The organism is Nocardioides sp. ChNu-153, assembly GCF_030466625.1.
Lineage (GTDB): Bacteria > Actinomycetota > Actinomycetes > Propionibacteriales > Nocardioidaceae > Nocardioides.
This window is the reverse complement of the sequence record NZ_JADEVT010000006.1, coordinates 26,258-46,733: the sequence shown is the minus strand read 5'-3', so window position 1 is coordinate 46,733 and position 20,476 is coordinate 26,258. Positions and strand designations below refer to the sequence as shown.

At 73.8% G+C, this 20,476-nt stretch carries 23 protein-coding genes and 1 pseudogene; 11 read left to right on the top strand and 13 right to left on the bottom strand.

The window, feature by feature from the left end:
* Nucleotides 1–22 precede the first annotated feature (22 nt).
* Nucleotides 23–1,033 carry a 5'-3' exonuclease H3TH domain-containing protein gene (locus INN71_RS09810; protein WP_277498710.1) on the top strand — a complete coding sequence of 337 codons (1,011 nt, stop codon included), beginning with the start codon at nt 23–25 and terminating at the stop codon, nt 1,031–1,033.
* A 9-nt stretch (nt 1,034–1,042) separates the two neighbouring features.
* Here the strand turns inward: INN71_RS09810 and INN71_RS09805 are convergent, their stop codons facing one another.
* Nucleotides 1,043–1,414, bottom strand: a complete 372-nt coding sequence (locus INN71_RS09805; protein WP_277498708.1) for a DUF427 domain-containing protein — start codon at nt 1,412–1,414, stop codon at nt 1,043–1,045.
* A gap of 155 nt (nt 1,415–1,569) precedes the next feature.
* Between INN71_RS09805 and INN71_RS09800 the strand changes: the two genes are divergently transcribed.
* The 5 genes from INN71_RS09800 to INN71_RS09780 all read left to right on the top strand — a co-directional run bounded on the left by INN71_RS09800 (nt 1,570) and on the right by INN71_RS09780 (nt 5,917).
* The gene (locus INN71_RS09800; protein WP_277498706.1) at nt 1,570–2,763 is read left to right on the top strand and encodes a hypothetical protein; all 1,194 of its coding nucleotides are present in this window, start codon (nt 1,570–1,572) and stop codon (nt 2,761–2,763) included.
* Entirely contained in the window at nt 2,760–3,164 is a 405-nt protein-coding gene (locus INN71_RS09795) for a hypothetical protein (protein WP_277498705.1), read from the top strand. Before INN71_RS09800 ends, INN71_RS09795 begins: the two co-directional genes overlap by 4 nt.
* A gap of 119 nt (nt 3,165–3,283) precedes the next feature.
* Nucleotides 3,284–3,850: a hypothetical protein gene (locus tag INN71_RS09790; protein ID WP_277498703.1), complete on the top strand. Its 567-nt coding sequence runs from the start codon at nt 3,284–3,286 to the stop codon at nt 3,848–3,850.
* A gap of 70 nt (nt 3,851–3,920) precedes the next feature.
* Entirely contained in the window at nt 3,921–5,309 is a 1,389-nt protein-coding gene (locus tag INN71_RS09785) for an MFS transporter (protein ID WP_277498701.1), read from the top strand.
* Entirely contained in the window at nt 5,306–5,917 is a 612-nt protein-coding gene (locus INN71_RS09780) for a hypothetical protein (RefSeq protein ID WP_277498700.1), read from the top strand. The genes INN71_RS09785 and INN71_RS09780 overlap by 4 nt, the downstream gene beginning before the upstream one ends.
* Nucleotides 5,918–5,935: 18 nt before the next feature.
* Here the strand turns inward: INN71_RS09780 and INN71_RS09775 are convergent, their stop codons facing one another.
* The 3 genes and pseudogenes from INN71_RS09775 to INN71_RS09765 form a co-directional block, all read right to left on the bottom strand.
* Complete coding sequence (locus tag INN71_RS09775; protein WP_277498699.1) at nt 5,936–6,565, bottom strand: DedA family protein; 630 nt, start codon at nt 6,563–6,565, stop codon at nt 5,936–5,938.
* 108 nt (nt 6,566–6,673) lie between these two features.
* Nucleotides 6,674–7,747: a S9 family peptidase gene (locus INN71_RS09770; protein ID WP_277498697.1), complete on the bottom strand. Its 1,074-nt coding sequence runs from the start codon at nt 7,745–7,747 to the stop codon at nt 6,674–6,676.
* Nucleotides 7,748–7,773: 26 nt separating this feature from the next.
* Nucleotides 7,774–8,145: pseudogene (locus tag INN71_RS09765) on the bottom strand (vancomycin high temperature exclusion protein); the annotation flags it as partial.
* 555 nt (nt 8,146–8,700) lie between these two features.
* Between INN71_RS09765 and INN71_RS09760 the strand changes: the two are divergent.
* Nucleotides 8,701–9,333 (top strand): uracil-DNA glycosylase family protein, encoded by a 633-nt coding sequence (locus INN71_RS09760; protein WP_277498696.1) that lies wholly within the window; start codon nt 8,701–8,703, stop codon nt 9,331–9,333.
* Here the strand turns inward: INN71_RS09760 and map are convergent.
* On the bottom strand, nt 9,311–10,087 hold the full coding sequence (map, locus tag INN71_RS09755) for a type I methionyl aminopeptidase (protein WP_277498695.1): 777 nt from the start codon (nt 10,085–10,087) through the stop codon (nt 9,311–9,313). The two genes, INN71_RS09760 and map, sit on opposite strands and share 23 nt — an antisense overlap.
* Nucleotides 10,088–10,153: 66 nt before the next feature.
* Between map and INN71_RS09750 the strand changes: the two genes are divergently transcribed.
* On the top strand, nt 10,154–10,459 hold the full coding sequence (locus INN71_RS09750; RefSeq protein WP_277498694.1) for a helix-turn-helix transcriptional regulator: 306 nt from the start codon (nt 10,154–10,156) through the stop codon (nt 10,457–10,459).
* Between the two features lie 112 nt (nt 10,460–10,571).
* Nucleotides 10,572–11,918 carry an NADP-specific glutamate dehydrogenase gene (gene gdhA / locus INN71_RS09745; protein WP_277498693.1) on the top strand — a complete coding sequence of 449 codons (1,347 nt, stop codon included), beginning with the start codon at nt 10,572–10,574 and terminating at the stop codon, nt 11,916–11,918.
* Here the strand turns inward: gdhA and INN71_RS09740 are convergent.
* Nucleotides 11,911–12,828: a LysR family transcriptional regulator gene (locus INN71_RS09740; protein ID WP_277498691.1), complete on the bottom strand. Its 918-nt coding sequence runs from the start codon at nt 12,826–12,828 to the stop codon at nt 11,911–11,913. The two genes, gdhA and INN71_RS09740, sit on opposite strands and share 8 nt — an antisense overlap.
* A gap of 80 nt (nt 12,829–12,908) precedes the next feature.
* Here INN71_RS09740 and INN71_RS09735 point away from each other — a divergent pair, with 80 nt between their 5' ends.
* Nucleotides 12,909–13,616 carry an aspartate/glutamate racemase family protein gene (locus tag INN71_RS09735; RefSeq protein ID WP_277498690.1) on the top strand — a complete coding sequence of 236 codons (708 nt, stop codon included), beginning with the start codon at nt 12,909–12,911 and terminating at the stop codon, nt 13,614–13,616.
* A 3-nt stretch (nt 13,617–13,619) separates the two neighbouring features.
* On the opposite strand, the gene INN71_RS09730 is transcribed toward INN71_RS09735, so the two are convergent.
* From INN71_RS09730 to INN71_RS09700, 7 genes are all read right to left on the bottom strand, one after another.
* Complete coding sequence (locus INN71_RS09730; RefSeq protein ID WP_277498688.1) at nt 13,620–14,126, bottom strand: hypothetical protein; 507 nt, start codon at nt 14,124–14,126, stop codon at nt 13,620–13,622.
* A gap of 74 nt (nt 14,127–14,200) precedes the next feature.
* Nucleotides 14,201–14,875 carry a TetR/AcrR family transcriptional regulator gene (locus INN71_RS09725; RefSeq protein ID WP_277498685.1) on the bottom strand — a complete coding sequence of 225 codons (675 nt, stop codon included), beginning with the start codon at nt 14,873–14,875 and terminating at the stop codon, nt 14,201–14,203.
* Nucleotides 14,841–15,290, bottom strand: a complete 450-nt coding sequence (locus INN71_RS09720) for a thiol-disulfide oxidoreductase DCC family protein (protein WP_277498683.1) — start codon at nt 15,288–15,290, stop codon at nt 14,841–14,843. The genes INN71_RS09725 and INN71_RS09720 overlap by 35 nt, the downstream gene beginning before the upstream one ends.
* Nucleotides 15,291–15,296: 6 nt before the next feature.
* Nucleotides 15,297–15,776: a hypothetical protein gene (locus tag INN71_RS09715; RefSeq protein ID WP_277498681.1), complete on the bottom strand. Its 480-nt coding sequence runs from the start codon at nt 15,774–15,776 to the stop codon at nt 15,297–15,299.
* A 98-nt stretch (nt 15,777–15,874) separates the two neighbouring features.
* Nucleotides 15,875–16,639 carry a hypothetical protein gene (locus tag INN71_RS09710; protein ID WP_277498680.1) on the bottom strand — a complete coding sequence of 255 codons (765 nt, stop codon included), beginning with the start codon at nt 16,637–16,639 and terminating at the stop codon, nt 15,875–15,877.
* Between the two features lie 89 nt (nt 16,640–16,728).
* Nucleotides 16,729–18,921, bottom strand: coding sequence for an RNA polymerase recycling motor ATPase HelR (helR, locus tag INN71_RS09705; RefSeq protein WP_301800128.1), 2,193 nt, complete (start codon nt 18,919–18,921; stop codon nt 16,729–16,731).
* A 129-nt stretch (nt 18,922–19,050) separates the two neighbouring features.
* On the bottom strand, nt 19,051–19,623 hold the full coding sequence (locus INN71_RS09700) for a helix-turn-helix transcriptional regulator (RefSeq protein WP_277498678.1): 573 nt from the start codon (nt 19,621–19,623) through the stop codon (nt 19,051–19,053).
* Nucleotides 19,624–19,745: 122 nt separating this feature from the next.
* On the opposite strand from INN71_RS09700, the gene INN71_RS09695 reads away from it, so the two are divergent.
* Nucleotides 19,746–20,432, top strand: a complete 687-nt coding sequence (locus tag INN71_RS09695) for a bifunctional 2-polyprenyl-6-hydroxyphenol methylase/3-demethylubiquinol 3-O-methyltransferase UbiG (RefSeq protein ID WP_277498677.1) — start codon at nt 19,746–19,748, stop codon at nt 20,430–20,432.
* Nucleotides 20,433–20,476 lie beyond the last annotated feature (44 nt).

Sequence of the window (20,476 nt, the reverse complement as noted above, 5' to 3'; positions counted from 1 at the left end):
CGCGGCCTACGATGGCCACCCGATGAGCCCGACCGACGACACCCCCCGCAAGCTCCTCCTCGTCGTCGACGCGCCGTCGCTGCTGCACCGCAACCACCACGCGCGTGCCCACACCCGGGCGCTCGACCGTGCGGGCCGACCGGTCTGGGCGCTGCACGGGATGCTGCGCCAGATCATCGAGTCCATCGACCGGTTCGCGCCGGACGCGGTGCTCTTCGGCCTGGACGACCGGACCGCGTCCGTGCGGCGCGACGCGTACCCGGCGTACAAGGCCGGCCGTGCCGAGAAGCACCCCGAGCTGATCGGGCAGCTCGAGCGGGCGGGCGCTCTGCTCGACGCGCTCGGCTTGGCGACGCTCACCCCGCCCGGGCTCGAGGCCGACGACGTCAGCGCCTCGGGGGCCGCGTGGGCCGGTCGGCACGGGTGGGACTGCGTCATCATCACGTCCGACCGCGACACGTTCGCCCACATCAGCGACCACACGAAGGTGCTGCGGCTGATCGACGGCGGCATCAACGGCTCGCCGCTGCTCGACCCGCGGCGGCTGCACGCGATGTACGGCGTCGCGGCCGAGAACTACCTCGCGTACGCCGCGCTGCGCGGCGACGCCAGCGACAACCTCCCCGGCGTACCGGGGATCGGCGAGAAGACCGCCGCCATCCTCCTGGAGGCGGCCGGCTCCATGCAGGCCGTGTGGGCCGACGTCGAGCACGGCGACGGCAGCACGGTCGCTGCGGCCCTCGACTCGTGGGCGGTGGACAACGGGAGCCCCCGCCTGGGCACGCGCGTCGTCCGGCACCTCACCGCGTCAGGAGCCCGGGAGCGCTACGACTTCAACGTGTCGATGATGCGCGGCCACGACGACCTCGACCTGGGGCTGACGCCGGACGTGCCCGGTACGCCGGGGCTGCTGCCGCTCGACGTCGATCGGGTCAGCCGTGTGGTGGGGTTCCTCAACGTCGAGGCGACGACGTCGATGGCGGTGCGGGTGCTCACCAGCACGCCGGCGTCGGCGGCGACCCGCTGGGCGTGACCACGCAGGTCAGCCGACGCTGATCTCCACCTGGTTCGGGTAGAACGCGACGTGGCCGGCGATGGGTGCGACGGCGTCGTACGGCGCGTCGTACCCCCAGACCGCGTTCTCCGCGCGGTCGTCACCGTCGACGAGCGAGAAGTAGCCGGCCTCGCCCTTGTAGGGGCAGTACGTCGCGTGGCTCGTCCGCTCGAGGACCGACGCGTCGACGTCGGCGAGCGGGACGTACTGCGCCGCCGGGTAGCTCGCCTCCTGCAGAGTCAGCGCGCTGTCGGTCTCGGCGATGACGCGGCCGTGGCGCGTGACCACGACCCGGCCCTCCGTGGGCGTGACGGTGATGGGGTGGGTCTCGTCGGGGATGAGGTGCGGGCGCTGGGTCATGACGTGGTGAACGCCGCGGCCTGACCGCATCATCCCCACCAGCAGACCCCGCTCGAAAAGGCGGTGGAAGCGCCGGAGCCCGCGCGGACCGGCGGACCTCAACCGGGATGCCCGAACCCACGACCCCTGTCGGCGCACCGCGCTAGGTTCCGTACATGGCGAAGTACCCCCGGATTCGGGAACAACACGTCGCAGTGTTCGGCGAGAGCGGCTCGGGCAAGACAGTGCTCGTCTCTTCCTTCTTCGGGCCCACCCAGGAGGGGTCTTACAAGAACGAGCTCTGGGACCTCATTGCAGACGACACTGGCCAGGGAAACCGGCTCTACCAGAACTACCTCGGCATGCGGGACAACGGGACCGCCCCCATGGCTACTCGTTTTGCCAATACCACCTACTACTTCTCGTTGAAGCTCCGCGGCGCGGACCTGGACACCGCCAAGAAGCGGCCCTTCGACGTCCTCCGGCTGGCGTGGCACGACTACCCAGGTGACTGGTTCCAGGACGAGCCCTCAAGCGACGAGGAGCGGAACCGCCGGACGGACACGTTCCGATCGCTCCTGAAGTCCGACGTGGCCCTCCTGCTCATCGACGGGCAGAAGTTGCTCGACTATCGCGGGCAGGAAGAGCGCTACCTCAAGTCGGTGCTCGGCAACTTCCGACAGAACCTGCTGAGGCTCAAGGACGAGCTGCTGGCCGGCGAGGGGCGACTGGTCGAGTTTCCGCGCATCTGGATCCTCTCCCTGTCCAAGGCCGATCTGCTCCCGGAGATCGACGTGCACGCCTTCCGCGATCTGGTCATCCTCAAGGCGGCCGAAGACGTCGAGAACCTTCGGACGACGCTCCAGCAGTTGATTGACACACCCGACGCACTTGCGATCGGCGATGACTTCATGCTGCTCTCGTCCGCGAAGTTCGAGCTGACGGCCGACGCCGGTTCTCCTGTCGAGATCGACCTCACCCGGCGCGTCGGCGTCGACCTCGTCCTCCCCGTCGCTTCGCTGCTGCCGCTCGAGCGCCGCGTCCAGTGGCAGTCGAGGCTCACCATTCCCATGAAGGTCCTCGACTCGCTCGCCGACGGCGCCGAACTGTTGGCAGCGGGACTGACCGGGGGAAGGTTCGTGCTGGTGGAGAAGGCTCTCGCGAGACTTCCCAAGGCCGGCAGGGCCACGAAGGTTGCCGCCAAGCTCGGCCCGATCCTGGTCGAAGCCGTGGAACTCGCTGGGCCGAAGTTGCGTGAGATGAACGAGCAAGCACGCGCCCAGCACGACTACCTGCGCGCCATGCTCACCCAACTCAAGCTCGACCTCGAGCAGGGTGTCGCAGACAACGTGATCCGGAAGGCAAAGTGAGCGATCAGTCCGCCCACGTCACCCGTCTCATCTGGGCGACGCGGGGACGATCCTGGGTGTTTCGCTTCTTGCTCGACGCCGGTCTGAGCGACCCGCTGCCCATGTACGAACGTACGTTCGGTGCTCTTCGCGATCAGTCTGAGGCGTGGCGTCGCGAGGGAACCAACGTGGCGCTTCGGTTTCCCGACCCCGAGGGCCGGGCCGACACCGCCGGCCGGGTCATCCCCCACGAGTTCATCGTCCTCGGACCTCTCGCGCGACAGATCGAGTCCGTCGAGGACGGTCGAGAGCAACTCTGGCCCGTTGTCAGCGCGGCGTACGCAGCAGTCTGGGACTCGCCTTCTCCGCCGTCGGCCATGTACCTGGATCACGCGGACGGGATGCAGGTCCGCAGCCGTTGAAGTTCGTTCGAACCCGCTGGTCTCGACACGGCTTGGCTGCGGAATATCTGTGACGAGCAAACCCGTACCGGACCGATAACGGGCAGCGCTGCGACGAGCTGTCCTACAGACTCGGGGCCATGAAGCAGAGCAAGATCCGCCGCCGGCTCGAGAGCTCGTTGACCGACGGGCGGATCGCCACGGTGGTCCGAGACGACTTCGAGCTCACCATGACGGACGGGTTCGTCGTCACCCTGACAGACGACTGGGTGGTCCTCCACGAGCTCGCCGACGGCGTGCACCTCGACGACCTCGTGATGCTGCGTCTCAGCGACGTCTCGCGCGTCTGGTTCCGCGACGACGACCCTTACCACCACCGAGCGATCAACGGCCTCGGCTCGACGGTCGCCACGTTCGAGTGCCCGCCCGAGGCCGGGTTGATCGACATGCTCAACGCAGCCGCCTTCAAGGCGGACATCTTCGCCATTCGCATGGAGACGCTGCGCGACGAGCCGCTCGCGATCGGCCGGCTCGTCAAGCTCGGGAAGAAGCGGCTCACGCTGCACTTCGTCGGTCGTGACGGAGTGTGGGCACCCGAGACGGAGCGCTGGCGTCACCGCGACATCACGCGCATCGAGGTCGGCGGACGCTACCTGGACGCGCTCAACCGCTTCGCCGACCCCTATCCCGCCGCCGAACCCGCCTGAACGCACACTGACCCGGACGGCGCGAGAGTCGACCGCACTTACCCACCCACCCCGGTGCGACGATGACCCGGTGCACCGACTCGTGGGCCTGCTGCTGACCGTAACGGTCGGGCTCGTGCTGGCCGACTCGGCGATCGTCACCCTCGCGCTACCCGAGATGCTCGAGCAGCTCGACGCGTCGGTCACCGAGGTCGCGTGGGTGCTCATCTCCTACAACCTCGTGCTGGGGGTGCTCGCCGTACCGGCCGCCCTGCGGCCGTTGCGGGTCCGCCCGCGCATCCTCGCCGCCGCCGGCATCGCCGTCTTCGCCGGCGCCTCGGCGTGGTGCGCCGCCGCCCCCACGATCGAGGTGCTCATCGCGGCCCGCTGCCTGCAGGCGGTCGGCGGGGCGTTCGCGCTCGTCGGGGCGCTGGAGCTGCTCGTCGCCCGCTCCGGCGAGCGCCGCGGCGTGGCGGCTTGGGTCACCGCCGGGGTCGTCGGTACGGCGGCGGGCCCCGTCGCCGGTGGCCTGCTGACCGAGGCCATCTCGTGGCAGGCGATCTTCATCGCCCAGGTGCCGTTCGCGGCGCTCGCGGTGCCGGCGGCGCTCGCCGTACGCACCCGGCACCAGGGCCAGGCCGTCCCGGAGCCGGCCGTCAGCCACCGGCCCGTCATCGGCCACAACGTCACGCTCGCCCTGCTCTCCGCCGCGCTGACCGCCGCGCTCTTCCTGCTCGTGCTGCTGCTGGTGGAGGGGTGGCGCCACTCGCCCGCCACCGCCGCGCTCACTGTGTCCGTCATCCCCGTCGCGGCGCTCGCGGCCCAACCCCTGGCGCGGCTGCTGCGCACCACGCCCGACCTCGAGCTGGCTGCGGGCTGCGTGCTCGTCGCCGGCGGTCTCGTCGGTCTCGCGCTCCCGCCGTCGGCCGACCTGTGGTGGACCGTCGCCCCGCAGGCCCTCGTCGGCCTCGGCCTCGGGCTCAGCGTCGACGAGCTCACCCACCGCGCCATGGAGGACCGGCTCCCTCGCGCCCGGCACGCCGCCTGGACCATCAGCGCCCGCCACCTCGGCGTCGTGGTGGGGCTGGCGGTGCTGACGCCGGTCTTCACCGCCGACCTCCTCGACGCCGAGGAGCCCGCGACCGAGGCCATCGCCGCGCTGGTGCTCGACGCGCCGCTGCAGCCCGACGACAAGATCTCCGTCGCCCGGGCCCTCGGCTCCCACCTCACCGACCAGCGCGGGCAGGTGCCGGAGCTGGACGGGGCGTTCGCCGAGCTCGACGTACGGGCCGAGGACGAGGCCGCGGTCGCCGACCTCGAGCGCGGCCTCGACGACCAGCTCGACCGGTCGGTGTCGCTGGCGTTCCGCGACTCCTACCTCGTCGGCGCGGGCCTCGCGGCGCTGGCGCTGCTCTCCGTCGGGCTCACGGCCGCCGCGGGTGCCGCGCGCCGGTCCCGGGCGCGCAGGAGCCTCGTGTGAGCGCCGGGCTGCGCGCCGGGGTGCTGCCCGGGCTGGCGCTGGCCCTGGTGGCCGGCGTCGTCGGCGCCCAGGTCGCGGCCGGCGGCGGCGACTTCGCGCCGCTGCGCCCGGCCGACGCCTGCGCCGACCGCGCGGTCACCTCGCAGGCCGACGGCATCGAGGGGCTCACCGAGCAGCTCGTGCTGCGCGGCATCGACGACGCGGCGTGCACCCTCGACGTCAGCCGCGAGGCGCTCACCCTCGAGCTCGCCCAGCAGGAGGAGCCCACCGACGCGCAGGTCGACGCGGTCCGCGACGGGCTGCGCGCCGCGGTGGGCGAGCTCGCCGACGAGGACGCGCTGCCCCCGTCCTCCTCGCTGGTCGACGAGGCCCTCGAGGGCTCCGACCTCAACCGGTTCGTGAAAGGCGCGATCCGCCTCGTGCCCGACTCCGTGGTCGACGACGCGCTGCCCACCGAGGACGTCCTGACCCGCGCGGTCGACGAGCTCGACGTACGGGCAGTCCTGTCCGACCTCGACGACGCCGAGGCCCTCAACGAGGCCGTGCAGGACGCGGTCACCCAGGCCGTGCGCGACGAGCTGACCGACCGGGTGCGGAACCTCGTCTGAGGGGTACGGCGGGCGCCGTCACGGGCTGGGTGCGCTGGCAGGCACGAGGTCCTCCGGGCTCCGCCGTCGTTCCCGCGCCGAGGCGACCTTGTCGATCGCGACCCCCGCGCAGAGGCCCAGCACCATCCCGACGCCCATCGCCAGCCAGGGCTGGTCGCTCAGCCCGAACCCGGCCACGGCGCCGACGCCGACCGTGAAGCTCCCCCACAGCAGGCAGGCGCTCAGGGCGAGCGGCAGCCACACCCGATAGCGCAGCGCACCTCCGGCGACGAGGTTGACGCCGATGCGGATCACCGGCAGGAAGCGGGCCGTCACCACGATGCGCGCGCCGCGGCGGGCGAACTGCCGGTCCGCGGCCTCGATGAACTTCGCGAACCGCCGATGCTCCCGCAGGCGTTCGCGGGGCAGCCTGCCCCCGATGGCGAAGCCGATGCTGTCGCCGATCAGCGCGCCGACCACCGCCACCGCCAGCAGCACCAGGAGGGCCCACGGGTCGCCGGAGGCGACGGTCAGCGCCGCGACCGCGATGATCACCTCGTCGCTCGGCACGGCAGGCAGGAAGCAGTCGACGACGACCAGCAGGAGCACCGCCACGTAGAGCCAGGGCGACCCGAGCGACGACCGGGCCAGGTCGAGGACTGCGTCCACCTCGGAACCTCCTCGCTCGGTCGACACCTCAGCCTAGGTGGCCCACCCGACGGCCTCGTACGGCGGTCGCCCGCACCGACCCACGCGTGCCGGGGCCGGCCGCCTCCCTCAGACGCCCTGCTCCCGGAGGAACGCGACGGTGTCGTCCATCGCGGCGTCGAACGCCGGCCCGAAGGCGTGGGCGTCGTCGTACCACCGCAGGCGGGAGTCGACGCCGGCGGCGACCAGCGCGTCCTGCGTCGCGTCCGCCCACCGGGGCGGGCACTGGTCGTCGTGCCGGCCGTGGACCACCAGGACCGGCTCGGTGATCCGGTCGAGGTAGGGGCGCGACGAGTTCTGCTCCCACCACGCCGGGTCGTCCGCAGGGAGCGCCCCTCGGCGAGCCAGCTCCGCCACCTCGGGGTCGTCGGCGGGGGCGTCGCCCCGGAACTGCGCGAAGTTCTCCGCCTCGAGCGACGACACCGACGCCCAGAGCGCCGCGGCCCGCACCAGCCCGGGCTCGGCGACGAGCGCCTTGAGCACCACCCCGCCGCCCATCGAGCGGCCGAGCAGCGCGATCCGGTCGTCCACGACCGGCACGTCGTCGGAGGCCTGCAGGGCCTTGACGGCGTTGACCACGTCTGCGCTGTAGCCGAGGAGCAGCTCGCGGCGGTGGTCCGGGTCGTCGTCGGACTCGGCGTGGCTGCGGTAGTCGACGTGGAGCGCGACGTACCCCTGCGCCGCCAGGCGGCTGCGCTCCCGGGTCATCCCCTGCCCCCGCACGTAGACGTCGGGGTCGATGTAGCCGTGCGCCAGCACCACCGCCGGGAACGGGCCCCCACCCCGCGGCACGTCGAGCACCCCCGAGATCGTGTACCCCTCGACGACGCCACCGGGCGTCGTGCTGCGGCTGCGGTAGGTGACGTCGTACGACGTCGCGTCGGCCGTCCGCTCCCGCACGGCGCCGAGACGCAGCCGGTCGCCCTCGTGCGTCTGCTCCGCCAGGCCGAGGACCGAGGTCCCCGGGGCCGGGGGGCTCACCTCCGCCCCCGGTCCGGCGGCACCGGCCGCCCCACCCGGGGAGTACGACGACGCTTCGGCGCCCGGCGTGCGTCCGGCGCCCGCCGAACCGTCCTGGGCGGAGCAGCCCGCCAGCACGACGACGGCAGCGACCGCCGCCCCCAGCACGGGACGGCGCCTCACGGAACGGCGCCCCAGGGGAGGGCGCCTCACGGGCCCTCCGACCACGAGGCACGTCCGTCGCCGTCGATCGGGATCGCGGGGCCGCCGGTGACCGATGGCCGCCACGTCGCCTCGCCCAGACCGCGGACCCGGGCCAGGGTCTCCCGGACGTGCCGCCCGGCGTCGCCGGCGACGTACCCCTGGACCTCGATCCCCGCCGCGGTGCCGAGGTCGACGGCGCGCACCGCGTAGGTGTCCTGGGTGACGACGACCGCGCTCTCGACGCCGAACACGTCGTGGGCACGCCGCATGGTGTGCCACGTGCTGAACCCGGCGTAGTCGACGAAGACGTCCTCGGCGGGCACGCCCGCCGCCAGCACGGCGTCGCGCATCGCGCGGGCTCGTTGTAGTTCGGCGAGCCGTTGTCCCCCGAGACCAGCACCTTGTCGACCGCACCCGCCTCGTGCAGCGCGACCGCCCCGGCGACGCGCTCCCCCACGACCCGCCCCAGCGAGCCGTCGGGGTGCACGAACGACCCCGGCACGATCGCCACCTGGGCCGGCTCGACGGCGCCGAGCTCCCGGGTCACGTGGTCACTCGCGCGGGCCGCCACCACCACGTTGGCGGTGGCCACGACGACGGTGCAGGCCGCGGCGCCGACCAGTCCGACGCGCAGCAGGCGCCGGGCCCACCGGTCCGTCCCCCGCGCGGGGGAAGCGGTCCTCATGCGGCGACCTCGCCCCTGGCGCGGAAGCGCACGGGCAGGACGACGCGCCTGCCGGTGAGGTCGGGAACGTGGAGGTCGGGCGTGCGGGCCATGGGGTGCTCCTGGGTCGGTGGGTCGGGATCGTGCCGTGGCACCACCGTCCAGCAATCCGCGGGCGGGAGGCAGGGCCCGTCGATCCCCCTCTCCGCACCGACGCGCAGGTCGGCCACGCTGTCAGCGGCGCACCGCCGGTCGCTACGGTGGCGCGGTGGCACCGTCGCCGAGCCCCGCGGACGAGGCTGCCCGCGTGCGGCGTACCCGCGTCGACGAGCCGCACGTGGCTCCGCTCAACGACCTGGCCCGCTCGCTGCGCACCCAGGGCGAGGGCCATCGCTTCGTCCCGTGGTTCGACCCCGACGGGGGTGGCACCACGGCGCACGTCCTGGTGCTCATGGAGACGCCGGGCCCGCGCACGGTCGCGGCGGGCGACCTGGGGTTCAGCACCGAGGACAACACCGACCCCACGGCCGCGGCCCTCCGCGCCGCCCGCGCCGCCTCCGGTCTCGACCGCTCCGCCTACGTCCGCTGGAACGTCGTCCCCTGGCCCCTGCACGACGGCGCCGGCCATCGCCGCCCGCCCCGGGTCCGCGACCTCGACGAGGCCCGGCCGGCACTGGCGGCCCTCCTCGACCTGCTCCCCGCCCTGGAGCTCGTCGTCGCGGTCGGTACGCCGGCACTCACCGGTGTCATGCGCCACCTCACCCTGGACCCCCCGGACCGGGTGCCGCGGGTGCTCGGCGTCCCCCACCCGTCGCCGCGCAACGCCGGCCAGCAGCAGGAGGCCCGGGCGCGGCTGGCCAACGCGCTGCGCGCCGGCGTCAGGCCGCCGGAGCGGCGGTGAGCACCTCCGCCCCGTCGGCGGTGATGACGACGGTGTGCTCGGAGTGGGCCGTGCGGCACCCGGTCGCGCTGCGCAGCGTCCAGCCGTCGGCGTCCGTGACGAGCCGGTCGGTGTCGGCCATGACCCACGGCTCCAGCGCGAGCATCAGGCCGGGGCGCAGGTCGTAGCCCCGGCCGGGCCGTCCGACGTTCGCGACGTGGGGGTCCTGGTGCATCGTCGAGCCGATGCCGTGACCGCCGAACTCGGTGTTGACGGGGTAGCCCGCGTCGGTCAGGACCGTGCCGATCGCGTGGGAGAGGTCACCGGTGCGGGCGCCGGGACGGGCCACGGCGATGGCCGCGGCCAGCGCCCGCTCGGTGACCTCGATCAGCGCGACGCTCTCCGCGGGCCGCGTCGGCCCCACGACGAAGCTGATCGCGGCGTCGGCGGCGACACCGCCCGTCAGCAGGGCGAGGTCGAGGGTCACCAGGTCGCCGTCGGCCAGCGCCCGGTCGTGCGGTCGGCCGTGCAGCACGGCGTCATTGACCGCGGTGCAGACGTGGTGGCCGAACGGGCCCCGGCCGAAGGACGGCGCGTAGTCGACGTAGCAGGACTCCGCCCCGGCGTCGCTGATCATCTCGGCGGCCCAGCGGTCGATCTCGAGGAGGTTCGTGCCGACCGTGGCTCGGCGCCGCAGGGTGTGCAGGATCTCGCCGACCAGGGCGCCCGACACCCGGGCCTGGGCGATCTTCGCGGGGCTGAGGATCTCGATCACGAGCAGGACTCCGTCCGGGATGGGATGACTATCCCGGTAATGTTATCCCGGTACTACTATCGGCCCATGGTCCGGCTCCCGCTCTCCCCCGCCGAGGTCGAGCGCGGTCGACGCCTCGGCGCCCTCATCCGCCGCGCCCGCGGCGAGCGCCCGATGCTCGAGACCGCGCTCAGCGCAGGCGTGTCCCCCGAGACGCTGCGCAAGATCGAGTCGGGCCGGGTGGCGACCCCCGCGTTCCCCACCGTCGCGGCCATCGCGGACGTCCTCGGTCTCTCCCTCGACGAGGTCTGGGCCGAGATCAGCGGTCCCACGGGCGGCCGGCGCCACGTCTCCGCCCCGGCCGAGGACCCCCGCGCCCGCCTGAGCTCCTAGCGCCGGGCCCACCCGCGGCTGCCGTCGGGGCGGAAGACTCCTATTGTTTCGGGCGTGTAACACGTCCTGACCACGACGAGCGCCCCGAGCGCCGTCCCACGGAGGAGCCCCCATGTCGATGCTCGACGAGAAGCTGCAGCCCATGTTCGAGGAGGTGCTGCGCCGCAACCCCGGTGAGGACGAGTTCCACCAGGCCGTGCACGAGGTGCTGGACTCCCTCGGGCCGGTCGTCGCCAAGCACCCGGAGTACGCCGACGCCGCGATCATCCCGCGGCTGTGCGAGCCCGAGCGGCAGATCATCTTCCGCGTCCCGTGGGTCGACGACAGCGGCCAGGTGCAGATCAACCGCGGCTTCCGCGTCGAGTTCAACTCGGCTCTCGGCCCCTACAAGGGCGGCCTGCGCTTCCACCCGACGGTCTACCTGGGCATCGTGAAGTTCCTCGGCTTCGAGCAGATCTTCAAGAACGCGCTGACCGGCCTGCCCATCGGCGGCGGCAAGGGCGGCTCGGACTTCGACCCCAAGGGTCGCTCCGACGCCGAGGTGATGCGCTTCTGCCAGTCGTTCATGACGGAGCTCTACCGCCACATCGGGGAGTACACCGACGTCCCCGCCGGCGACATCGGCGTCGGCGGCCGCGAGATCGGCTACCTCTTCGGGCAGTACAAGCGGATCACCAACCGCTACGAGTCCGGCGTGCTGACCGGCAAGGGCATCGGCTGGGGCGGCTCGCTGGTCCGGACCGAGGCCACCGGCTACGGCACCGTGTTCTTCGTCGACGAGATCCTCCGCAGCCGCGGCGACAGCCTCGACGGCAAGAAGGTGGTCGTCTCCGGCTCGGGCAACGTCGCCATCTACGCGATCGAGAAGCTGCAGCAGCTCGGCGCCGTCGTGGTCGCCTGCTCCGACTCCGGCGGGTACGTCGTGGACCCCGACGGCGTCGACCTCGCGCTGGTCAAGGACATCAAGGAGCGGCGCCGCTCCCGCATCGCCGTGTACGCCGACGAGCGGCCGCGCGCGTCGTACGTCGAGGGCGGCTCGGTGTGGCAGGTGCCGTGCGACGTGGCGCTGCCGTGCGCGACGCAGAACGAGCTGAACGGCAACGACGCCGCGGCTCTCGTCCGCAACGGCTGCCAGGTGGTGGCCGAGGGCGCGAACATGCCGTGCACCCCGGAGGCCGTGCGCACCTTCAGCGACGCCGGCGTCTCCTTCGCGCCCGGCAAGGCCGCCAACGCGGGCGGCGTCGCCACCAGCGCGCTGGAGATGCAGCAGAACGCCTCGCGCGACTCCTGGTCCTTCGAGCACACCGAGGAGCGGCTCGCCGAGATCATGCGCAACATCCACCACCGGTGCCTGACGACCGCCGACGAGTACGGCCAGCCCGGCAACTACTCCGTGGGGGCCAACATCGCCGGCTTCACGCAGGTCGCCGACGCAGTGCTCGCACTCGGCGTCATCTGACCCCCAGCACCGTCCCGGCGCGCCCGACCAGCCGCTCCATCACCGCCCGCACCGCGGGCACGTCCTCCGCGCCGGGACGGTGCACCAACCCGACGTGCCGCTCGCCGAAGGCGGGCGCGCGACGCGCCTCGACCTCGGGATGACGGAACGCCGTCAGCGCGAGCTGCGGCAGCACCGTCACCCCCAAGCCGTGGGCCACGAGGTTCTGCACCACCACGTAGTCGTCGCTCTCGTGGACCAGCCGCGGCTCGAACCCCGCGGCCCGGCACCGCTCGAGCAGGTGGCCGCGGCAGCGCTCGCACCCGGCCACCCAGTCCTGCTCGGCCAGCCATGCCCCCGGTACGGCGGAGCCCTCCCCGCCGGGCGCGCCGGGCGCTGCGGCACCAGGCGGCAGCACGAGGTGCAGCGGCTCGACGCCGAGCGGCACCCAGGCGAGCGCGCCGTCGTCGGCGGGCGGCCCGTCGTACCCGAAGACGAGGGCGACGTCGGCGTCGCCGGCGAGCACGGCGGCCCACGCCTCCGGCGGCTCGGACTCGACCAGCGTGACCCGCAGGCCGGGATGGTCGCCCTGCAGCGCCCGGACGACCGCGGGCACCAGGGTGGCCGCCGCCGAGGGGAAGGCGGCGAGCCGCACGGTCCCGGCTCGCAGGTCGGCGAGCGCCCCGAGCTCCTCCTGCGCCTGGTGCAGGGCGGCGTGGACGGCGTCCGCGCGGGCCAGGAGCGCCGCGCCCGCCTCGGTCGGCGTGGTGCCGCGCGCCGTGCGCACGAGCAGTGCCCCGCCCGCCTCGCGCTCCAGGGCGCGCAACTGCTGGCTGACGGCCGACTGGGTCGTGCCGAGCTCGCGCGCAGCCGCGCTCAAGGAGCCGGCCCGGGCGACGGTGCGGAAGAGCAGGACGCGGCGGGGATCCACCGGGCCATTAGATCCGCTACGAGCAGGTGACGGGAAGTCCCGTCTACCTGGGAACCGAACGGGGCCCGACGATGGGCTGTATGGAGACCATCGGACTGATCGGCGGCATGAGCTGGCACTCGACCGCGACCTACTACCGCACCGTCAACGAGGCGGTGGCCGCCGCCCGCGGGGGGCACGCGTCGGCGCGCATCGCGCTGCAGTCCCTCGACTTCGCCGAGGTGCGGGCCCTCCAGGAGGCCGGGGACTGGGACGGGGCCGCCGCCCTCCTCGTCGAGGCGAGTCGGCGGTGCGTCGCGGCCGGCGCCACGACCGTCGCGATCTGCACGAACCTCATGCATAAGGTCGCGCCGCAGGTGGAGGCCGCCCTCGACGTGCCGCTGCTCCACATCGGGGACGCGGTCGCGGCCGAGTCGGCGCGGCACCGCTGGGGGACCCTCGGTGTGCTCGGCACCCGCTGGGTGATGGAGGAGCCGTTCTACGCCGAGCGGCTGGCCGGCCACGGCATCGCCACGGTCGTCCCCGACGCGGCGGACCGCGCGCTGGTCGACGCCGTGATCTTCGACGAGCTGACGCAGGGGGTCGTGGACCCCGCCTCGCGGGAGCGGTACGTCGAGGTGATCGCCCGCCTCGCGGAGCGCGGCGCCGACGCGGTCGTCCTGGCCTGCACGGAGATCGGCCTGCTGGTCGGTCCCGACGACAGCCCGGTCCCGCTCATCGACAGCGCCGACGTGCACGCCCGGGAGCTGGGACGGGTCGCGGCGGGCACGGTCACCGCGGAGGCGTGAGGCTCAGCGGCCCCGCGCAGGGAACGGGTCGTAGCCGTCGTCGACCCGGCCGCGGTCGGTGACCGGGCGCTCGGCCGCGACCCGGTCGGCCACCGCCTGGTCCACCGCCTCCTCGACGGCGGAACCGGCGCGCCACGGGGCGGCCTCGGCGCGCCGTACCCGCTCCTCGTTGCGACGCTTGCGGATCGAGTTGAAGGTGTGGACGTTCGCGAGGTGCACCACCCCGAGCACGAGGAGCACCACGCCCAGCTTGCCGCTGAGGGTCTCGAGCATGTCGGCGAACCCGCGCACCTCACCGCCCACCCGGACGAGGAGCAGCACGAAGCCGATGTTGAGCAGGTAGAACCCGACCACCATGAGGCGGTTGACCGACCCCGCCAACTGCGCCCGCCCCTCGTAGACGTCGGTGAGGAATGCCGTGCCGTTCACCAGCAGCGTCCTCGCCACCCACACGGTCACGGGCAGCGCGACGGCCAGGTAGACGAGGTGGGTCGTGGCGGTCCAGTCCATGGGTCCTCCGGGGGATCGGCGGCGAGCGCTCACGCACTCCGCCCCCCGGTGCCCAATCGGCGCCGCGTTGACCGTCAGCCGCGCAGGGACCGCACCAGCGTCGCGATGTCGCCCGCGATGCCCCGCACGACCGGCAGGCGGGTCAGGCGCGCCAGCCGGTCCACGAGGGGTACGACGCCCCGCACCAGCGCGCGGGTGCGCTGCTGGTCCTCGGAGGAGTCGTAGACCCAGAACAGCACCACCCCCATCTGCAGGAGCCAGAGCAGCTCGGGCATCTCCTCGCGCAGCGCGGCGGGCAGCTTGAGGTCCGACCCGGCCAGCACCTCGCGCTGGATGCCCACCGACGTCTCGCGCGCCGCCTGCGACTCGGGCGAGAACGGCGAGAGGGGGCTGCGGGGGTCGGCGGCGTTCTTGAAGAAGGTGGCCGCGAACTCGTGGTACGGCGCCGCCAGGTCGATCCAGCGCAGCAGCACACCGGAGTAGCGCTCCACGAACCCCGTCTCGGCGGCGAGCACCTCGGCGACGGCCGCCTCGTGCTCGGCCGACAGCTGGTCGTAGAACCCCTGGACCAGGTGCTCCTTGGAGGCGAAGTAGTAGTACGCGCTGCCCAGCGACATCCCGGCCTCGTCGGCGACCGCACGCATCGTCGTCGCGTCGTACCCGCCCTCGCGGAACAGGCGCATCGCGGCGGCGACGATCGTGGCGCGCGTCGCCTCAGCCTTGGCGGTTCGGGGAGCAGGCGTCGGCACAGCGGCCAGCGTAGTCATCGTCCCGATCCCACCCTGCGCCCCCGCCCGCGCCCGGCGTCGCCCCCGGCCCGGGGCCGAGGAGGTGACGCAGGCCGGCGGCCGAGTACGCCGCGCCCCGCGCCAGTCCCCGCCCGGCGGCCGAGCCGCTCAGCCGGTGGGCGAGCACCCGGTGCCGACTGGTGGCCCAGAGCACGACCACCCAGGCGGCGTCGTGGGTCCACACCTCTCCCCCGTCCCCGACCACCGTCACCGTCGCCCGCGTCGCGGCGTGGTCGAGGCCGGGGAAGCGGGCCCGGGCCTCCGCCGACCCGCACGGCACCAGCTCGAGCGGGACCAGCAGGTCCTGCCGCGCCACCCAGCCTGCGAACGGGACGCACAGACGGCAGTCCGCGTCGTACAGCAGCGTGAGCCGCACGGCCCGTCACCGGCCCGGCGCCGGGAACGGCTGGAGCGCACCAGGGTCGGCCGGGGCGGCCGGGCCGGCGGGGGCCGCGGGGCCCCGGGATCCGGCGCCGAGGACACCCTGCGGCGCCACCGGCGGGCGCTGTCCCTGCTCGTAGTGGTGACGGCGGCGGATGGAGTTGAAGACCAGCACGTTGGCCAGGTGGACGCCGCCCAGCACCAGCATCACGACGCCCAGCTTCACGCTCAGCACCTCGAGCATCCCGCTGGCGTCGAGCACCGGGTCGCCCACCCGCAGGAAGAGGAGGACGAACCCGACGTTGAGCAGGTAGAAGCCGACGACGAGCAACCGGTTCACCGCCGCGGCGAGCTCGTGGCGGCCCTCGAAGACGTCGGTCAGGAAGACGGTGCCGTTGGTGAAGAGCGTGCGGGCGACCCACACGGTGAGCGGGATGGCGATGGCCAGGTAGCCGAGGTAGGTGGTGACGGTCCAGTCCACGAGGATCCTCCGGAGTCAGTGTTGAACGTGTTCAACTTCTTGGTCGTGACCGTACACCATTTCTGAACACGTTCAATACTGCGCTGGCGCGCCCCCGGTCACGACGCGAACGCGTGCCAGCCGACGCCGTCGTCACCCAGCAGCCGCACCGCCTCGCTGCGCGGGAGGTCGGCGACGGCGAGCTCCGGCGAGGTGGGCTGCACGACCTCCTCGGCGCGGATCCCCTGCGGGGTCCAGGCGTCGCCGTCGGCCGCCATCATGCCCACGATCCGCACCCACCGGACGCGTCCGTCGCCGCCCGTGACCTGGGCGACCGACTGCAGCATCACCGTGTCCGGCGCCTCGGCGCTCCCGCTGTGGCCGTAGAGCCGGTAGGCGCCGCCGCGGAAGTCCACGCGCAGGGCGTCGTCGCCGCTGGCGGCGAGGTGCCCGAGGTCGCTCGGCAGCAGCAGGGGGAACGCGGCCCGCGCGACCGACGGGTCGTCGCGGACGTCCTGCGACGACAGCAGCCAGCCCGCGCACTCCACGAAGCGCCCGACCGCGTCGTCCACCGTCACCCCGGGCAGGGGCCCCACCACCGGCGAACGGCCGGGCTCGAAGAGGCCCCCGCGCACCGGGCTCGGCGCGAGGTCCAGCCCGACCCCCCGGCGCGGGGGTTCCGGCACGGGGAGGTCGGCGGACGGTGACGTGGCGGACGAGGTGGCGGACGAGGTGGCGGACGAGGCGGCGGGATCCACCGCGACGTCGTCCTCCCGGCCGGCCTCCTCCCCGCCCATGAGGAGCACCACCAGCACCACCACGACGAGCACCACGAGGGCGACCAGCACGGCCACCACCTGGACGGACCCCTGCGAACGCGACATGTCCCCCACCCCTCGCGGCCGTGCGGTCGACGACCCCTCGTGCAGTCTCGGCGGGGCCGGGCCCCGGCGCGTGAGTGCGCCGACTCAGCTCACGCGAGGACGACGAGCCGCTGCGTCGCCCGGGTCATCGCGACGTAGCGGTCGACGGCCGCCGCGACCGGGTCGCCCGGGTCACCCAGCTCGTCGGGCCGCAGGAGCACGACGAGGTCGAACTCCAGCCCCTTCACGAGCGCCGGGGTGAGCACCCGGACCCGGGGCGAGGCGGGGACGGCGTCCGGGTCGAGCGTGCCCGCGGCCACGACGCACGCGGTGCCCTCGGCGTGCTCCGCGAGCCACGCGTCGAGGAGGGGACGCAGCTCGTCGAGCCCGCCGTGGTGCACCGGCACGCCGGTGCGGCGCACCGAGGTCGGCACGTTGGCGTCCGGGAGCACCGCGCGGATGACCGGCTCGGCCTCGGCCATCACCTCCGCCGGGGTGCGGTAGTTGACGGTCAGCGACGCCACCGTGACCTGGTCGAACCCCACGCGCGCGAGCCGCTCCTCCCACGTGCCGGTGAACCCGTGCCGCGCCTGCGCCCGGTCCCCGACGACCGTGAGGCTGCGGGTCGGGCACCGATGCAGCACCACCTGCCACTCGGCGTCGGTCAGCTCCTGCGCCTCGTCCACCACGACGTGGGCGAACGGCCCGGCGAGCCGGTCGTGCGTCTCCGTGGCGGGAACCGTGCCCGGGTCGGCACCGGGCACCAGCGCGCCCTGGAGGTCGTCGCCCCGCAGCATCGACATGACCGCCATCTCGGTGTCGTCGGTCGCCACGAGGTGGTCGACGACGTGGGCCATCCGCGCGCGCTCGGCGGTCGCCGCGACCGACGCCCGCCGCCGCCGCCGCGACGCCTCAGGGTCGCCGAGCCGCAGCCGGGCCGCGTCGAGCAGCGGCAGGTCGACGACCGTCCACGCCTCGGGGTCGCGGCGCTGCAGGGCGCGGACCTCCTCGGGGGTGAGCCAGGGGGCGCACCGCCGCAGGTAGGCCGGCACCGTCCAGAGATCGCCGACGACGTCCGTCGCCTCGAGCAGCGGCCAGGCCCGGTCGAACGCCTCGCGGAGGGCGCCGTTCGCGGCCAGCGCGCGCCGTACCTGCTCCGGCTCCACCCCCTCGGCGTCGTGGCCGGTGTCGTGCTTGTCGACGAGGATCGCCAGCAGCGCCTCCCAGACCTGGTCGCGGGCGTCGTTGTGCGGCGTGCCGGGGTCGGGCGAGGAGAACGCCTCGGCCCACTCGGCGGCGCTCAGCCAGGTGTCCGCCCACGGCGTCTCGACGTCCATGCCGGTGGTCGGGGGTTCCTCGTAGAGCGCCACGGCGGGCTCGATCGCGTCGACCATCGCAGCGTCGGACTTGAGCCGGGCCACCTGCGGGTCGCGCTCCTCGGCCGCATGGGCCCCCTCGGGCACGAGGTCGCGGAGCGTGCAGGTGCGCACGCCCTCCTCCCCCAGGCTCGGGAGGACGTCGGCGACGTAGGCCAGGTAGGGCTGGTGCGGTCCGACGAACAGCACGCCGCCCCGGCGGTGGTCCAGGCGCGGGTCGGCATGGAGGAGGTACGCCGTGCGGTGCAGCGCCACGACCGTCTTGCCCGTGCCCGGGCCGCCGTCGACGACGAGCACGCCGCGCGACCCCGCGCGGACGATGGCGTCCTGGTCGGCCTGGAGGGTCGCGAGCACGTCGCGCATGCGCGCCGAGCGGCTGCTGCCGAGGCTGGCGACGAACGCGGACTGGTCGTCGAGGGCGGCGTGCCCGGCGTACGCCGCGGGGTCGAAGACCTCGTCCCAGTAGTCGGTGACGCGACCGTCCGTCCAGCGGTAGCGGCGCCGACTGACGAGGCCGCGGGGGTCGGCGTGGGTGGCGCCGAAGAACGGCTCGGCCGCCGGCGAGCGCCAGTCGACGAGCAGGCGCTCGCCGGCGCCGTCGCTGACCCCGACCCTCCCGACGTACGTCGGGGCGGACCCGTCCGCGGGTACCGCGCGGCCCAGGCAGAGGTCGAGGCCGTAGCGGCGCAGGGTGCGCAGCCGGCTCGAGAGCCGGTGCACCTCGAGGTCGCGGTCCATCGCCTCCTGGCCGGTGCCGCCGGCCTCGGCGAGGGTCGCGTCGAGCCGAGCGGAGACGTCGTCGACGGAGCGCTGCAGGGCGTCGGCGAGGCGGGCGAGGAAGCACTCGTCGTCGTCGACGAGGGCGGGTGCGGCCTTGGCCGCGAGGTGGTCCGGCAGGGCGAAGGCGGAGGGGCGTGTGCTCGTCACGGCGGGCGACTCTGGACCACCACGGGGGTCTTGCGGCAAGCCCCCTGGTGCTCTATACCTTGGAGAAGGAGAGGGGCACGCCCCTCTCCTTCGTCGTTCCCGGGGGCTGCCCCCGCACCGCCGGGCCCGTCAACCGCCGCGGCGCACGTGCATCCGCTCGCCCTGCGGCCCGAACAACGCCAGCACCTCGACCGGCTCACGCCCGCGGTTCGCCACGACGTGCGGAGTGCGGGTGTCGAACTCGACGACCTCCCCCGGCCCCAGGTCGATCTCGCGCTCCCCCAGCACGAGGTGCAGCCGGCCCGACAGGACGTAGATCCACTCGTAGCCCTCGTGCACCCGCGGCTCGTACGGCGGGGGCGGATCGTTCGGCGGCACGATCATCTTGAAGGCCTGGAGCCCGCCTGGGCGCCGGGTCAGGGGCACGAAGGTGCGGCCGTGGCGGACGATCGGCTTGGCCCGCACGCGGGGGTCGCCCGTCTCCGGCGCGTCGACCAGGTCGTCGAGGGACTGCCCGTGGGCGCGGGCGAGGGGCAGCAGCAGCTCCAGCGTGGGGCGGCGCTGGCCCGACTCGAGGCGCGAGAGCGTGCTCACCGAGATGCCCGTCTGCTCAGCCAGCTCGGTCAGGGTCGTGCCCCTCGTCAGCCGGAGCGCCCGCAGGCGCGGCCCGACCCCGTCCAGCACCTCGGCGTACTCGTCCACCCGGCCAGTTTGCCGTTTCGGCAACAGAACTTGTCAATCCGGTGTGGTGCGCGGAGCCTGGAGGCACACGCAGTCGTGCGTCGTGATCGCAGGTCCGACGCGCGCCAGGAGGAAGGCACCGCATGAGCGACCACGACCACCAGCACGACCACCGGGACGGTCAGGAACACGGCCACCAGCACGACGAGCGCGAGGACCAGTGGTTCGAGCCCGCGGGCTGGGAGGAGCGCTACACCGGCGAGGAGACGATCTGGAGCGGCCGGCCCAACGCCCAGCTCGTCGCCGAGGCCTCGAAGCTGCCGCCCGGCACCGCGCTCGACGTCGGCTGCGGCGAGGGCGGGGACGTCATCTGGCTCGCCCAGCAGGGGTGGACGGTGACGGGTGCGGACTTCTCCGCCAACGGCCTGGCTCGCGCCGCCCGGCACGCCGAGCAGGTCGGCGTGGCCGAGCGGACCGACTGGTGGCAGGTCGACGCGCGCACGTTCGAGGCGGGCGGGCGTCAGTTCGACCTCGTCACGACCCACTTCCTCCACCCGCCGGACGGGCGCATCGTCGAGGTCGTCGGCCGGCTGGCCGAGGCCGTCGCCCCCGGCGGCCACCTCCTCGTCGTCGGCCACGCGCCCTCGCCACTGTTCACCCAGCTGAGCGAGACCCGCCGCCGCGCCATGTGGGATGCCAACGAGCTCGTGCCCGCCCTGCCCGACGGTTTCGACGCGGTCGTCGTCGAGCAGCGCCCGCGCACGATGGAGCGCGAGGGCGTCACCCACGACGTGCACGACTCGACGTTCCTGGCGCGCCGGCGCGCCTGAGGCCTCGCCCTCGGGTCGGGGGGGGGGGGGGGGGGGAATAAAAA